The organism is Moorena sp. SIO3I6 (assembly GCF_010672095.1).
In genome coordinates this window covers 1-1,620 of sequence record NZ_JAAHHU010001154.1, presented here as the reverse complement: position 1 = coordinate 1,620, position 1,620 = coordinate 1, and the positions used below count along the sequence as shown (strand labels likewise).

Sequence of the window (1,620 nt, the reverse complement as noted above, 5' to 3'; positions counted from 1 at the left end):
TATTTTTAGGGATTCCTGAAGCGATGCAGCGCGGTCTTGGGGGAAACCCCCATGAGCGACTGCATCAAGAAGCTTTTGATTAACTGGAGGCAATTGATCGAAGAAAAAAACACCCCATCGCTTTGCCGCAAAATGCTCACCAATTTTTGGGACAATGCGCGATCGCAAGTCTGCTTCATCCTTGACCTGATGAATGGCTTTAAATAAAAACTGCAAGGAACTCGTCATGACCGTGAGGACCAAAAGTGTACTCGATCGGGTACTGGGCAACCCAAACTGCCTCCCCTAATCTTACCTTTAGCCTCAATATTAGGAGAAAACCGATGTCTCAATACGCTCACCCTGAAGTTTTGGTCAATACACAATGGCTGATGGATCATCTAGAAGATCCGATGGTGCGTGTGGTTGAAGTTGATATGAGTCCAGAATCTTACAAAGATACTCATATTCCGGGGGCTGTTTTCTGGCATTTCCCCACTGATCTCTCCATGCCCGACTTCGGAATGAATTTAGACCCCACTGCGATTGAGGAACTGTTGTCGCGCTCAGGAATTTCCCAAGAAACGACCGTCATTGCCTATGGTAGTTACCCAGGCACAGGAGCTTTTATTTTCTGGTTTCTGAAGCTCTTTGGACATCAAAAAGTGTATGTCCTTAACGGTGGTCATCAGAAATGGGTGGCAGAAGGTCGTCCAGTAACATCAGACTTGTCAAACTTTCCGCCCACCTCTTACCAAGCAACCTCTCCCAATCCTGACTTACGAGTTTTCCAGGCAGAGGTGCAAGCATCTTTAGAGAAAACGGATTGTGTGGTGCTAGATGTGCGGACTCCTCAAGAGTATTCTGGTGAGATATTTATGATCAAGCCGCCAGAAGGAGCTGAACGTGGAGGGCATATTCCAGGTGCGGTGCATCTTGAGTATACTAATACCTTGAATGAGGACGGTACATTTAAGTCAGTAGAAGAGTTACATGCTCTTTACAGCAGCCGAGGTGTTACAGCTGACAAGGAAATATTTCCTTATTGCGCGATTGGTGCACGCTCTGCGTACACTTGGTTCGTCTTGAAGTATTTACTCGGCTATCCCAAAGTAAGAAATTATGATGGATCGTGGAATGAGTGGAGCCGTCTACCTCATGGGCTGATTGAGCAGTAAAAAAAATACCAATTAAAGTAGGGTGGGCAAATTTATATGATCTAGAATACTCACCCATAACCAAACGGTTTTTGCCCACCCTACAAGCTTTAGCTGACTCTCATTAATCCCAGTTACCCCTACTGCTTGACATTGCGACAATGCAATAGTTTTTGATAACCCTTTTATCCCACTACTCTCATTAATCCCACTAATCCCTTCAATATTGTGAAAATGCAATAGTTTTACCAAATCCTGGCATTTTCAGAAAACGTGTGTTACCTTAATAATATCGTTAAAGCAATGGTTTATTCGCCATGATGATTTCCACCGCACAAGCCGCTGAATTACTCGGTGTTTCTGCCACTCGCGTCCGTTACCTTCTGGGCAAGGGTAGAGTTAAAGGGGCTTATAAGGTGGGCAGAACTTGGGTGATTCCTTTGTTTGATGGTATGCCGGTGGTCACTCCTGGCACTCGCGGACC

Annotated in this window: 2 protein-coding genes and 1 pseudogene; 2 read left to right on the top strand and 1 reads right to left on the bottom strand. The window is 45.2% G+C overall.

All coding sequences use genetic code 11. The features are described 5' to 3' along the window. Positions 1–228 (bottom strand): annotated as a pseudogene (locus tag F6K49_RS47180) (hypothetical protein); the annotation flags it as partial. Positions 229–323: 95 nt separating this feature from the next. On the opposite strand from F6K49_RS47180, the gene F6K49_RS47175 reads away from it, so the two are divergent. Both F6K49_RS47175 and F6K49_RS47170 read left to right on the top strand, forming a co-directional pair. Next, a complete protein-coding gene (locus F6K49_RS47175; RefSeq protein WP_293109414.1) occupies positions 324–1,157 on the top strand; it encodes a sulfurtransferase in 834 nt (277 codons plus the stop codon). A 296-nt stretch (positions 1,158–1,453) separates the two neighbouring features. Then, positions 1,454–1,620: helix-turn-helix domain-containing protein (locus tag F6K49_RS47170; protein WP_293109416.1), on the top strand; the 167-nt coding region annotated here is incomplete at its 3' end.